The sequence below is a fragment of the Burkholderia sp. BCC0044 genome (assembly GCF_902832955.1).
Lineage (GTDB): Bacteria > Pseudomonadota > Gammaproteobacteria > Burkholderiales > Burkholderiaceae > Burkholderia.
Window position 1 is genome coordinate 1,503,177 of the sequence record NZ_CADFDO010000002.1, and the last position, 12,479, is coordinate 1,515,655.

Here is a 12,479-nt window from a genome sequence, read left to right on the forward strand (position 1 = left end):
GTTTCCTGTTCCGTGGCGCGACGAGCCGCAAGGCCCGCCCGCTTCCTGTTGTGTTTATCGCGCCGTCTTGCCCGCGCCGTCCAGCGCGGCACGCAGCTCGGCGATGAAAGTCTTCAACGCGGCGGCGGCAGCTTCCGGCGCGGCGCTTTCGAGCAGCTGCACGAGGCGGCTGCCGATCACGACGGCGTCCGACACTTCGGCCACCGCGCGCGCCGTTTCGGCGTCGCGGATGCCGAAGCCGACGCCCACCGGAACCGGCACGCGCGACTTGATGGCCGGGATTTTACCTGCAATGCTCGAAACATCCAGATTTCCCGCGCCGGTCACGCCCTTGAGCGACACGTAATACACGTAGCCGCTCGCGATCTTGCCGACGTCGGCGATGCGTTCGTCGGTCGACGTGGGCGCGAGCAGGAAGATCGGATCGATCTGCGCGGCACGCATTTTCTCGGCGAACACGCCCGCCTCTTCCGGCGGATAGTCGACCACCAGCACGCCGTCGACGCCGGCCGCATGCGCTTCGGCCGCGAACGTGTCGACGCCCATCCGTTCGATCGGGTTCGCATAACCCATCAGCACGACGGGGGTTTTGGGGTCGGTTTCGCGAAAACGCTTCACGTCGGCGAGCACGCTCTTCAACGTGACGCCGCGCGCGAGCGCGCGTTCCGACGAGCGCTGGATCACCGGGCCGTCGGCCATCGGGTCCGAGAACGGCACGCCGAGTTCGATCACGTCGGCACCGCCTGCGGCGAGCGCGTGCATGAATTCGACGGTTTTCGCGGGATCGGGGTCGCCGGCCGTGATGAACGGGATCAGGCCCTTACGGCCTTGTTCGGCGAGCGCGGCGAAGGTCTGCTGAATACGATTCATGATAATTTTCCTATGTCGACCGGAGTTAGCGCTTTAGCGCTTACTCCGGTCCCATGCAAAGCAGCATTCGGCGATGCGGCGGCGCGATTCACGCGCACGCCGGCGCGGCGAGCGCGCTCACGCGCTCGTGCGCGATCGCACAATAGCTTTCGTTGATCTCGTAGCCGACGAAGTCGCGCCCCTGCCGTGCGCAGGCCACCGCGGTCGTGCCGCTGCCCATGAACGGATCGAGCACGCGGCCGCCCGGCGGGCAGCTTGCGAGCACCATCCGCTCGATGATTTCCAGCGGCTTCTGGGTCGGATGATCGACGCGCTCCGCGTGCTGCCGATGCAGGCGCGAGACCGACCAGACGTCCTTCGGGTTGTAGCCCATCTCCAGCCACTTGCTGCCTTCGAACAGCTTGCGCGAGCGGGCCTTCTTCGTATCGGCGTCGTACGGGATGCGGACCGGATCGAGATCGAAGTAATACGCCTTGGAAACCGCGAAAAAGCCGATGTTGTCGTGCACCGACGTGAAACGGCGCGTCGTGCCGCCCATGCTCGGCACGCGCCGGTCCCAGATGATCTCGTTGACCATCGTGAGCTGCGTCTTCAGGAAACTGAAGATTTCCGGCGCGTACTGCCACGTGCAGAAGATGTACATCGACCCGCTCGGCTTCAGCTTCGGAATCGCGAGTTCGAGCCACTCGCGCGTCCACGCGAGAAAGTCGTCGCCCGAACGCTTGTCCGAATCGTTGCCGTAGTCCTTGCCGAGCCCGTACGGCGGATCGGCGACGATCAGGTCGATCGACGCGTCCGGCAGGTGCGCGGCATCGGTCAGGAAATCGCGGTTGTGAAGCTGGATACCGGACGGCAGCGCGCGCGGCGCGACAGCGGCGGGCTGAACCGCCTCCGCCTCGCTCGCGGCGCCGCCGCCCGGCTCTTCGATCAGGTCACGCATCGGTCGGGGTCAGAGTTCGATGCCCGATCGCTCGGCGACCGTGTGCATGTCCTTGTCGCCGCGGCCCGACAGGTTGACGAGCAGGAGCTTGTCCTTCGGCAACGTCGGCGCGAGCTTCACGCCATACGCGATCGCGTGGCTCGACTCGAGCGCGGGAATGATCCCCTCGATCCGGCAGCAGTCGTGGAACGCCTTCAACGCTTCCGCGTCGGTGATCGGCACGTACTGCGCGCGGCCGCTGTCCTTCAGCCATGCGTGCTCGGGGCCGACGCCCGGATAGTCGAGGCCCGCCGACACCGAATGCGTCTCGATGATCTGGCCGTTGTCGTCCTGCAGCAGGTAGGTGCGGTTGCCGTGCAGCACGCCGGGGCTGCCGGCGATCAGCGAGGCCGCGTGATGGCCCGTGTCGAGGCCGTCGCCGGCCGCTTCGACGCCGATCAGCTGCACCGACGTATCGTCGATGTACGGATAGAAGATGCCCATCGCGTTCGAGCCGCCGCCGACGCACGCGATCACGGCGTCCGGCTGGCGGCCGGCGAGTTCGGGCATCTGCACCTTGCATTCGTCGCCGATCACGCGCTGGAAGTCGCGCACCATCATCGGGTACGGGTGCGGGCCCGCGACCGTGCCGATGATGTAGAACGTGCTTTCGATGTTCGTGACCCAGTCGCGCATCGCTTCGTTCAGCGCGTCCTTCAGCGTGCGCGAACCCGATTCGACCGGCACGACCGTAGCTCCGAGCAGCTTCATCCGGTAGACGTTCGCGGCCTGCCGGCGCACGTCCTCCGAGCCCATGTAGACGACGCACTCCATCCCGAAGCGCGCGCAGATCGTCGCGGTCGCGACGCCGTGCTGGCCGGCGCCCGTTTCCGCGATCACGCGCTTCTTGCCCATGCGCTTCGCGAGCAGCGCCTGGCCGATCACGTTGTTGATCTTGTGCGCGCCCGTGTGGTTCAGGTCTTCGCGCTTCAGGTAGATCTGCGCGCCGCCGAGCATCTCGCTCCAGCGCTGCGCGTGATAGATCGGCGACGGGCGGCCGACGAAATACTTCAGCTCGCGCTCGAATTCGGCGACGAAGTCGGGATCGTTCTGGAACTTTTCATACGCCGCGCGCAGTTCGTCCAGCGCGTGAATCAGCGTCTCGGCGACGAACACGCCGCCATACGGGCCGAAATGGCCGCGATCATCAGGAAGGTTGTACATGATGTCTCTCTCGATCGGTCGGTGCGCCCGCTGTGGGGGCCGCACCGGCTTGCATCACCCGGCGTCCGCTTCGCGCACCGCGCGTACGAACGCCGCCATCCGGGCGTGATCCTTCACGCCCTTCGCGCCCTCCACTTCGATGCCACTCGAGACATCGACAGCAAACGGACGCAGCTGGCGGATCGCATCACCGACGTTTTGCGCGTTCAAGCCACCACTCAAAACGACCCGACGCGCGAGCTCTGCGGGAATAAGAGACCAATCGAAGACCTTGCCGCTACCGCCGTAATCCGGCACCAAAGTGTCGAACAGGAGGCCGCGCGCTTTCGAATAATGAAGAGCCGATTCTACCAAATCGGCGCGCTGCGTCGAGGGGCCGACGCGCACCGCGCGCAGCCACGGCAGGCGGGCCGCGCGGCCGAGCGCGTCGCACTGCGCCGGCGTCTCGTCGCCGTGCAGCTGCAGCATCGTGAGCGGCACGTCGCGCACGACGGCTTCGATCTCGGCTTCGGTCGCATTCACGAACAGCCCGACCACCGACACGAACGGCGGCGCCAGGCTCGCCAGCTCGGCCGCCTGCGCGATCGTCACCGCGCGCGGGCTCTTCGGGTAGAACACGAGGCCGATCGCATCGGCGCCCAGCGCCGCCGCATGCAGCACGTCCTCGGGGCGCGACAGCCCGCACAGCTTGATGCGCGTGCGCGGCGGCAGGCCGGCCGCGGCGGAAGTCGAAGAAGACACGGCGTGCTCCGTCATGTTTGTGGGTCCAGATCCGCCCAGACGCTGCTCCACGGCACGCTGCCGAGCTGCGCGGGCGGGACGGCGAATTCCGCCGGGTAGCCGACGTGGGCGAGGTACAGCCCGTCGGCCATGAACGTGGGCGCCGCGAGGTTGCGGTCGCGGCCGGCCAGCACGTCGGCGAGCCAGTCGGCCGGATAGCGGCCGCGCCCGACCGCGACGAGGCAGCCCATCAGGTTGCGCACCATGTGATGCAGGAACGCGTTCGCGCGGAAGCGGAAATGGATGAAATGCCCGGCGCGCCGCACGTCGATCTGATACAGGTGTTTGACCGGCGTCTTCGACTGGCATTCCGACGACCGGAACGACGAAAAATCGTGCTCGCCGATCAGGTGCGCGGCGGCGGCGCGCATCGCGTCGTCGTCGAGCGGCGTGTGGATCCAGCCCGCGCGCCCGGCCAGCATCGGCGAACGTACCGGATGCACGTACAGCGCGTAGTAATAGGTGCGCTCGAACGCCGAGAAGCGCGCATGGAACGTGTCCGGCATCGGCTTCGCCCATTGCACCGACACGGTCGGCGGCAGGAACGCGTTGGTGCCGCGCACCCACGAGAACACTTCGCGCTCGAGGCCCGTGTCGAAATGCACGACTTGGCCGAGCCCGTGCACGCCGGTGTCGGTGCGCCCCGCCACCGTCGTGTGCAGCGGCGCCCGCGCGAACTCGGCCAGCGCATGTTCGAGCCGGTCCTGCACGGTCTTGCCGTGCGGCTGCGCCTGCCAGCCGCAGAACGCCGCGCCGTCGTACTGGATGCCCAGTGCGATCCGCATCACGCCTCGTCCGCCAGTTTCGCGAGCAGCGCGCGTGCATCGTCGCGCGTCGCGGCGTCGTTCGCGTCGACCACTTCCTGCAGCAGCGTCCGCGCGCCGGACAGGTCGCCCAGTTCGACGTATTCGGCCGCGAGGTCGAGCTTGTTGCGGGCGATGCGCGCGAGCTCGTCCGCGGTGAGCGCGGGCAGCGCGGCGCCCGGCGTGGACGGCAGGTCGAGATCGAAATCGAGCTTCAACGCGCCGAACTGCGCGCCGCCGAGCGGCGGCAGCGACGTCGTCGCAGGCGGGCTGCCCGCTTGGCCAGCGGGCGTCGCCGCGTCCGGATCCCAGTCGAACTCGTCGTCCTGGTACTCGTCTTTCTGGTCGGCCGGATGGTCCGGTGTCGTTTCTGCCGAACCCATCGGCGGGTGCTGGGCGGATTGACCGTTAGTTGCGATTTTATCGACGTCGGACTGCGGTGCGTGCGCAGACGGTTCCGCCACCGTCGACGACGGCTCGTCCGCCGCCCGCGGCGGCAACGGCATGTCGAGACTGTTGAGCGCGCTGATCGCGTTCTGCATCAGCGTCGCGTGCTGTGCTTCGGTTGTCGAAGGGGCGACGGATGCGGCGGTCGGCTCGGCCGGCTTGTCGGCGGTAGTGGTTTTTTCCGCCGGCTCTGCGTCGTGCGGAGCGTCAGCCGGAACCGGAGTCGCGTCGTTTGCGGGCGATGTGTCCACTGCGGGCGGCTCGACCGTCTCCGCCGCAGCGGCAGTCGCCGCGGCGAGACTCATGTCGGACGCCGCATCGCGTGCGACCGGCATCTCGGGCGTGATCGGCAGCTCGCGTTCGACGGACGGCGCGGCTTCCGCTTCTGCAGGCGGCAATTCGGGCGACTCGTCGCGCGGCGCCGTCACGTCAGGCGCAGGAGATGGGTCCGCGGCGGGCGGCTCGATCGTCTCCGCCGCAGCGGCAGTCGCCGCGGCGAGATTCATGTCGGACGCCGCATCGCGGGCGACCGGCATCTCGGGCGTGATCGGCAGTTCGCGTTCGATGGACGGCGCGGCATCCGCTTCCGCAGCCGCGGCCCCGCCTGCTGCGGCAGCAGTCGCAGCGGTGCCCGCCTCGTCCGCGCGGCGAGCCTTCCGGCGCTTGCGCCATGCGAAGCCGGCCGCGAGCACGATCACCGCAGCGCCGGCCGCGGCGGCCGGGCGCCAGTCGATTTGTTCGGTTCGACGTGCCGGTGTCGCGACGGGCGCGACCGGTTGCACGGAAGCCGAGGCCGGTTGCGGCGCACTCGCTGCCACACCCGACGCGGCTTCGTCCGCCGCCGATGCAGCAGCCGATGCACCCGCTTCACTCGCGGACGGACGCGGCGCAGCGGGCGCCGGAGCAGGTGCGACGCCAGTCGTCGTCGCCGGCTTGCCGATACCGTGCTTCTGCAACTCCATCAGCACGCGGTTCTTCAATGCCAGCAATTGCTGCAGGCTCGACGGCCGCGGCTGCGACGCCCCCACGGCAGGCGCCGCGCCGGCCGGTTCGTGCACGCCGGAAACCGGGCTGCCCGGCACCGACTGCCCCGCGGCCTCGCTCGCGGACGGCGGCGCCGACTGGATCGCACCGCTCCACACATGGGGGCCGCTTGCACCGTTTGCGGGCGCCGCCGGCTGCGTGCTGTCGACAGCCGACGCGCCATGTGCGGCCGACGCGCCGCTCGAAGCCAACGCACCGCTCGAAGCCGACACCCCCGCCGCCGTCGCGGCACTCGCCCCGCTCACCGGAGCCGCATGCACGGCCGGCGCCACTGGCGCAGGTTGCGCGGCCGAGCCGGGAAGCGGCGCGGTTGCGCCATGCTGCGCGATCGCCGCCCCGCCCGATGATGCGGCGGCGGGCGCGGAAGCGGCCGTCGTACCGGACGCAGCGGATGCACCGGCCGGCGCGAGCGCCGCGCCGGTCGCGTCGAGCGCTGGCACGGTCAGCGTCGCGCCGACTTTCAGGCGGCTCGCATCGCGCTTCATGAACGCCTGCGGATTGGCGTCGAACAGCGCACGGCCCGCGCGCGCGAGCACGGCCGGGTCGTGCGATTGCGTGGCCGCTTTCGCGATGTCGTTCAGCGACTGGCCCGGCTGGACCGTCACGGCGAGCGGTGCGGCGGCAGCAGCGCCGGCGGCGGATGCCGGCAGGTCGCCGGTGCCTACTGCCCAGGCCGATGCGGCTGCGCCGAGCGCCAGGATCGCCAGCGCGCCACGCACGGCGCGCGACAGACGGGACTGACGCGGAAACAAGGAAATTCGGGACATCGTTGGCTCTATCGCCGCGCGCGGGCGCGGCTCGGATTCGCGGTTGGAAGCGTCAATAAAGTGGCTGCAGAAATGCAAAAGCGTCGCGCGGAACGCGACGCTTTCGGCGGGTCTGTGCGTCGTAACCGCGTAGTTTACTTCACACGATCGCGTTCCGGCCGAATTCGTCTCCGACAGGTGCAACCGAGCGCGATCAGGCACTCGCATCGCGCGGGCCCCGCCGGCCGCAGCCCATGCATCCGATCGATCGATCGAAACGAACCTGCGCGCGCTGTCGAAAATCGTCTCGCGGCAACATCGCCCGCTTCGAATGCCGCGGTTTTCCGGCGCTCAGCGGGCAGCCGCCGCAGGACGCAGGACCCAGACGACAGAATCGCCAACGCCGCCTCAACGATCCATCCCGCCCGCCGTTAACGAATTTAACAGCCGGAAAATCAAAACAAATCCCGACCGGCGATCAATCCCGCTCCAGTCAATTCCAATTCGTCGATAAGAAGGCAATTTCCGCCTCTTATCGGAGAAATGAAAATCCACACATCCAAAGCCCCGCCCCATAAGGCTTTCGCCGCATCCCGCACGATCCATTACCCATACAAAAGCGATCGTTTCTGCATCAATTCAATTGCATTACACAAAATTACACAGACCTGATAACCGCCGTCGATACGATCGCCTTCAAACAGGAATCGGCACATTTCGACCTCGCGCCTGCACATGCCGGAAAGGCGGCCGCGCGCGGCCGGGCTGATGCCGTGAAGTACCGGAGGGCCATCGCGCAGTCGCACGACTGCATTCACTCACCAGCTCGTTACGGGGACCGAACATGGGCTATCAGCAGGGTTTGAGCGGGTTGGCCGGCGCGTCGAGCAATCTCGACGTGATCGGCAACAACATCGCGAACGCAAACACGGTCGGCTTCAAGCAGGGACGCGCGAACTTCGCCGACATGTACGCGAATTCTGTCGCGACGTCGGTCAACACGCAGATCGGCATCGGCACGCGGCTCGCGTCGGTGCAGCAGAATTTCGGCCAGGGGACGATCAATTCGACGAAGTCGTCGCTCGACGTTGCGATCAACGGCAACGGCTTCTTCCAGATGTCGAGCAACGGCGTGACCACGTACTCGCGCGACGGCACGTTCCACCGCGACAAGAACGGCGCGATCGTCAACGCGCAAGGCCGCAACCTGATGGGTTATGCGGCAGCCGCCGGCGGCGTGATCAACACCGCGCAGACCGTGCCGCTGCAGGCGCCGACCAGCAACATCGCGCCGCGCGCGACGAACAAGATCACCGGCCAGTTCAACCTGAACGCGCAGGACAAGGTGCCGACCAAGACCCCGTTCAACGCGACCGACAACACGACGTACAACTACAACACGTCGATCCAGGTCTACGACACGCTCGGCGGCTCGCAACAGGTCGCGATGTACTTCGCGAAGAGCGCGGCCAGCACGTGGCAGGCCTACGCGGGCCTGCAGGGCCAGACGCCGACGAATCTCGGCACCGTCACGTTCGACGCATCGGGCCGGATCAGCTCGACGACATCGGCCGCGACCGGCCTGCCGACCGCGAGCCTCGGCCAGTTCGCGTTCCCGATCCCGAACACGGCGGGCGGCGCCAATCCGCAGAACCTGACGCTCGACCTGGGCGGCACGACGCAGTACGGCGGCAAGGACGGCGTGAACAATCTCGCGCAGGACGGCTTCGCGAGCGGCACGCTGACGACGTTCTCGATCGGCACCGACGGCAAGCTCACCGGCAACTACTCGAACGGCCAGAGCGCGGTGCTCGGCCTGATCGCGCTCGCGAACTTCAACAACCCGAACGGGCTCGTGAACATCGGCGGCAACCAGTATGCGGAAACGGCCGCGTCGGGCGTGCCGCAAGTCTCAGCGCCTGGCAGCACGAACCACGGCACGCTGCAGGGCAGCGCGCTGGAAAACGCGAACGTCAACCTGACGACCGAGCTCGTGAACCTGATCACCGCGCAGCGCAATTACCAGGCGAACGCGCAGACGATCAAGACCCAGCAGGCGGTCGATCAGACGCTGCTGAACCTGCGCTGAACCGCCCATGAAAAACGCGCCGCGCCGGCCCCGAATCTCGAGGCCAACGCGGCGCGTCGTGTCGTGCAGCCCGGCCCGCGGGCCGGACAGGCAACGTGCTTACTTGTCGAGCAGGATGCGCAGCATGCGGCGCAGCGGCTCGGCCGCGCCCCACAGCAGTTGGTCGCCGACCGTGAACGCCGACAGGTATTCGCCGCCCATCGCGAGCTTGCGCAGTCGGCCGACCGGCACCGACAGCGTGCCGGTGATCTTCGCCGGCGACAGGTCGCGCATCGACGCTTCGCGCTCGTTCGGCACGACCTTCACCCAGTCGTTCGCCGATGCGAGGATGCCGTTGATCTCGTCGAGCGGCACGTCCTTCTTCAGCTTGATCGTCAGCGCCTGCGAGTGGCAGCGCATCGCGCCGATCCGCACGCACAGGCCGTCGACCGGGATCGAGCCCGGCTCGCCCATCGCCGGCTTGCCGAGAATCTTGTTGGTTTCCGCGCCGCCCTTCCACTCTTCCTTCGACATCCCGTTGCCGAGATCCTTGTCGATCCACGGAATCAGCGAACCGGCGAGCGGCACGCCGAAGTGGCTCGTCGGCATCGCATCGCTGTTCATCGCGGCCAGCACGCGGCGGTCGATGTCGAGGATCGCGGAAGCCGGATCGGCGAGCTGTTCCTGCACCGCGCCGTTCAGCGTGCCCATCTGCGACAGCAGCTCGCGCATGTTCTGCGCGCCCGCGCCCGATGCGGCCTGGTACGTCATCGCGGTGATCCAGTCGACGAGGTTCTCGCGGAACAGGCCGCCGAGCGCCATCAGCATCAGGCTGACCGTGCAGTTGCCGCCGATGAAGTTCTTCGTGCCCTTGACGAGCGCGTCCTTGATCACGTCGAGGTTGACCGGATCGAGAATGATGACCGCGTCGTCCTGCATCCGCAGCGACGATGCCGCGTCGATCCAGTAGCCGTTCCAGCCGGCCGCGCGCAGCTTCGGGAACACGTCGTTCGTGTAGTCGCCGCCCTGGCACGTGATGATCACGTCGCACTTCTTCAGCTCGTCGACGTTGGTCGCGTCCTTGAGCGTGGTCTCGTTTTTCGCGAACGACGGCGCCTTGCCGCCCGTGTTGCTGGTGCTGAAGAACACCGGTTCGATCAGGTCGAAATCGCCCTCTTCCTGCATGCGCTGCATCAGGACGCTGCCGACCATGCCGCGCCAACCTACGAGACCTACGTTCATGACTAACCCTTTGCTTGAATGGAGCTTCCCCGCCATTTCCGTCCCCGCGTGACCGCGCGGGGAAACAGGCGGGCACGACGGCGATCAGCGTTTAATGATCGTTTTCGTGGTAATGGTTTTCGTGATGACGATGGCGCGCGCACCCGCACGGGCAGTGTTGCCGTGGAGTTTCAGGACCGGGGAGATCAGGGAAATCAGCGCCATCGTTCGAGTCTACACAAAGCCGCTGGCCCGCACAACGGCCAACGGTGCGCGAACCGGCCGATTTTTCCGGCCCGTTCGCGCCCTTTTCATCTTAATTACCGGACTTCATTTCCGTCCGCTTACAGCGCGGCAACCACCGCATCGCCCATCGCGGCCGTGCCGACCTGCTTGCAGCCGGGCGTCGCGATGTCGCCGGTACGGTAACCCTGTTCGAGCACCGTTTTCACCGCGCGCTCGATGCGATCGGCCTGCTCGGCGCGATTCAGCGAGTAACGCAGCAGCATCGCGGCCGACAGGATCGTCGCGAGCGGGTTCGCGATGCCCTTGCCCGCGATGTCCGGCGCCGAACCGTGCGACGGCTCGTACAGCCCCTTGTTGTGCTTGTCGAGCGACGCCGACGGCAGCATGCCGATCGAGCCCGTCAGCATCGACGCTTCGTCCGACAGGATGTCGCCGAACATGTTGCCGGTGACGATCACGTCGAACTGCTTCGGCGCCTTCGCGAGCTGCATCGCCGCGTTGTCGACGTACATGTGCGACAGCTCGACGTCCGCGTATTCCTTCGACACGTCGATCATGATGTCGCGCCAGAACTGCGACGTCTCCAGCACGTTCGACTTGTCGACCGACAGCAGCTTCTTCGCGCGCTTTTGCGCGGCCTGGAACGCGACATGCGCGATGCGGCGCACTTCCGGCTCCGAATAGCGCATCGTGTCGAAGCCTTCGCGCTCGCCGGCGAACGGGCCGTCCGGCGCCGCGCGCACGCCGCGCGGCTGGCCGAAGTAGATGTCGCCGTTCAGTTCGCGCACGATCAGGATGTCGAGGCCCGCGACGAGCTCCGGCTTCAACGGCGAGGCATCGACGAGCTGCGGATAGCAGATCGCCGGACGGAAGTTCGCGAACAGCTCGAGGTGCTTGCGCAGCCCGAGGATCGCCTGCTCGGGGCGCAACGCGCGCTCCAGCGAGTCGTACTTCCAGTCGCCGACCGCGCCGAACAGGATCGCGTCGGCCTGCTTCGCGAGCGCCAGCGTCGCGTCGGGCAGCGGATGGCCGCTCGCCTCGTAGCCCGCGCCGCCGACCGGCGCCTGTTCGAGTTCGAACTTCTCGTCGAGTGCGTTCAGCACCTTCACCGCTTCATTGACGATTTCCGGACCGATGCCGTCGCCGGGCAGCACTGCAATCTTCATGCGAAATTCCTGACTGGATGGATTGTGATGGAGGCAGGCCGGCGAGCGCGCGCAACGCGCGCCCGCCGCGAAGGCGATATCAGCCGACCAGCTTGGTGTTGAGCCACGGCTGCTTCACGAGCCGCTCCGCTTCGAACTGGCGGATCTTGTCCGCGTGGCGCAGCGTGAGGCCGATGTCGTCGAAGCCGTTCAGCAGGCAGTACTTGCGGAACGCGGCGATGTCGAACGGATACTCGCGGCCGTCGCCCGCGCGCACGACCTGCGCGTCGAGGTCGATCGTCAGCTCGTAGCCGTTGAACGCGTAAGTGTCGTTGAACAGGTGATCGACCTGCTGCTCGGTCAGCACGATCGGCAGCAGACCATTCTTGTAGCAGTTGTTGAAGAAGATGTCGGCGAAGCTCGGCGCGATGATCGCGCGGAAGCCGTACTGCTGCAGCGCCCACGGCGCGTGCTCGCGCGAGCTGCCGCAGCCGAAGTTCTTGCGGGCGAGCAGCACCGATGCGCCCTGGTAGCGCGGCTGGTTCAGCACGAAGTCCGGGTTCAGCGGGCGCTTCGAGTTGTCCTGGCCCGGCTCGCCGTGATCGAGGTAACGCCACTCGTCGAACGCGTTCGGACCGAAGCCCGTGCGCTTGATCGACTTCAGGAACTGCTTCGGGATGATCGCGTCGGTGTCGACGTTCTCGCGATCGAGCGGCGCCACGACGCCGGTATGTACAGTGAATTTTTCCATGATCCGTCTATCCGGTTGAAGGGCCGGCAGTCAGCCGGCGCACATCGACAAATTCTCGGCGGGAAACGTCACTCCGCGGCGCGCTTCAGCGCGCTGCCGGCGGCGTTGACGTCTTCCCCGAAGCCTCGGACGGTATTGCAGCCGGCCAGGCCGAAGCCCAACCCCGCCAGCGCCAGCGCGGCAACCAGCCGCGCGATGACCTTCGATGCCGTCAC

At 67.1% G+C, this 12,479-nt stretch carries 13 protein-coding genes; 1 reads left to right on the forward strand and 12 read right to left on the reverse strand.

Going from position 1 to position 12,479, the window contains the following annotated elements; translation table 11 throughout:
• Nucleotides 1–54: 54 nt before the first annotated feature.
• The 7 genes from trpA to HWX14_RS15205 all read right to left on the reverse strand — a co-directional run bounded on the left by trpA (nt 55) and on the right by HWX14_RS15205 (nt 7,651).
• Entirely contained in the window at nt 55–870 is an 816-nt protein-coding gene (gene trpA, locus HWX14_RS15175) for a tryptophan synthase subunit alpha (protein WP_175883452.1), read from the reverse strand.
• An 88-nt stretch (nt 871–958) separates the two neighbouring features.
• Nucleotides 959–1,810, reverse strand: a complete 852-nt coding sequence (locus tag HWX14_RS15180) for a site-specific DNA-methyltransferase (RefSeq protein WP_175883453.1) — start codon at nt 1,808–1,810, stop codon at nt 959–961.
• Between the two features lie 9 nt (nt 1,811–1,819).
• The gene (trpB, locus tag HWX14_RS15185; RefSeq protein WP_011548091.1) at nt 1,820–3,013 is read right to left on the reverse strand and encodes a tryptophan synthase subunit beta; all 1,194 of its coding nucleotides are present in this window, start codon (nt 3,011–3,013) and stop codon (nt 1,820–1,822) included.
• 54 nt (nt 3,014–3,067) lie between these two features.
• Nucleotides 3,068–3,769 (reverse strand): phosphoribosylanthranilate isomerase, encoded by a 702-nt coding sequence (locus HWX14_RS15190; RefSeq protein ID WP_175883599.1) that lies wholly within the window; start codon nt 3,767–3,769, stop codon nt 3,068–3,070.
• The gene (gene truA, locus HWX14_RS15195) at nt 3,766–4,578 is read right to left on the reverse strand and encodes a tRNA pseudouridine(38-40) synthase TruA (RefSeq protein WP_175883454.1); all 813 of its coding nucleotides are present in this window, start codon (nt 4,576–4,578) and stop codon (nt 3,766–3,768) included. The genes HWX14_RS15190 and truA overlap by 4 nt, the downstream gene beginning before the upstream one ends.
• Nucleotides 4,578–6,854, reverse strand: coding sequence for a FimV/HubP family polar landmark protein (locus HWX14_RS15200; protein WP_175883455.1), 2,277 nt, complete (start codon nt 6,852–6,854; stop codon nt 4,578–4,580). The genes truA and HWX14_RS15200 overlap by 1 nt, the downstream gene beginning before the upstream one ends.
• A gap of 584 nt (nt 6,855–7,438) precedes the next feature.
• Nucleotides 7,439–7,651, reverse strand: coding sequence for a hypothetical protein (locus tag HWX14_RS15205; protein ID WP_175883456.1), 213 nt, complete (start codon nt 7,649–7,651; stop codon nt 7,439–7,441).
• 26 nt (nt 7,652–7,677) lie between these two features.
• On the opposite strand from HWX14_RS15205, the gene flgE reads away from it, so the two are divergent.
• Nucleotides 7,678–8,922 (forward strand): flagellar hook protein FlgE, encoded by a 1,245-nt coding sequence (flgE, locus tag HWX14_RS15210; RefSeq protein ID WP_175883457.1) that lies wholly within the window; start codon nt 7,678–7,680, stop codon nt 8,920–8,922.
• A gap of 99 nt (nt 8,923–9,021) precedes the next feature.
• Here flgE and asd read toward each other — a convergent pair whose 3' ends face one another.
• The 5 genes from asd to HWX14_RS15235 all read right to left on the reverse strand — a co-directional run bounded on the left by asd (nt 9,022) and on the right by HWX14_RS15235 (nt 12,479).
• Complete coding sequence (gene asd / locus HWX14_RS15215; RefSeq protein ID WP_012338485.1) at nt 9,022–10,143, reverse strand: aspartate-semialdehyde dehydrogenase; 1,122 nt, start codon at nt 10,141–10,143, stop codon at nt 9,022–9,024.
• Between the two features lie 84 nt (nt 10,144–10,227).
• Nucleotides 10,228–10,347, reverse strand: a complete 120-nt coding sequence (locus HWX14_RS15220) for a hypothetical protein (RefSeq protein ID WP_006756675.1) — start codon at nt 10,345–10,347, stop codon at nt 10,228–10,230.
• 119 nt (nt 10,348–10,466) lie between these two features.
• Nucleotides 10,467–11,534, reverse strand: coding sequence for a 3-isopropylmalate dehydrogenase (leuB, locus tag HWX14_RS15225; protein WP_011548096.1), 1,068 nt, complete (start codon nt 11,532–11,534; stop codon nt 10,467–10,469).
• 79 nt (nt 11,535–11,613) lie between these two features.
• On the reverse strand, nt 11,614–12,264 hold the full coding sequence (gene leuD / locus HWX14_RS15230; RefSeq protein ID WP_175883458.1) for a 3-isopropylmalate dehydratase small subunit: 651 nt from the start codon (nt 12,262–12,264) through the stop codon (nt 11,614–11,616).
• 68 nt (nt 12,265–12,332) lie between these two features.
• Nucleotides 12,333–12,479, reverse strand: coding sequence for an entericidin A/B family lipoprotein (locus HWX14_RS15235; RefSeq protein WP_011548098.1), 147 nt, complete (start codon nt 12,477–12,479; stop codon nt 12,333–12,335).